Source organism: Hungatella sp. SL.1.14, assembly GCF_024460495.1.
GTDB classification, from domain to species: domain Bacteria; phylum Bacillota; class Clostridia; order Lachnospirales; family Lachnospiraceae; genus Hungatella; species Hungatella hathewayi.
Genome location: NZ_JANFYJ010000346.1, coordinates 1 through 300, shown reverse-complemented (window position 1 = coordinate 300; position 300 = coordinate 1). Strand labels below are relative to the sequence as shown.

The following is a 300-nucleotide window of genomic DNA, read 5'->3' as shown; positions in this document are numbered from 1 at the left end:
CTCTTATTTCGCTCGACCAGACTCCGGGGCAGCTCAAACAATGCCTTCAGCCTGGCCAGGAGACCGTTCTTTTTCTTTGCGTTGGAGTCGGTTGCATGAGAGACAGGTGCATTGGAGGCGGATGCATTGGAGATAGTAGCTTTGGAAGCTATTGTATTGGAAGCTGTGGCCTCCGAAGGGACAGCCGTATTGCCAGCCCTGTCTTCGTCCATATTATCCCTGTTTTTCCCGGCTGCCCGCTTATTTAGATAATATTTTTCTGTTTTCCCTGCCTTGAATTCCGGACGGTCTTTGTACTCG

At 50.3% G+C, this 300-nt stretch carries 1 protein-coding gene; it reads right to left on the bottom strand.

Annotation, left to right across the window (positions count from 1 at the left end):
* Window positions 1–300, bottom strand: a 300-nt coding sequence (locus NE473_RS31290) for a hypothetical protein (RefSeq protein ID WP_256265657.1), incomplete at both ends; no start/stop codon positions are given.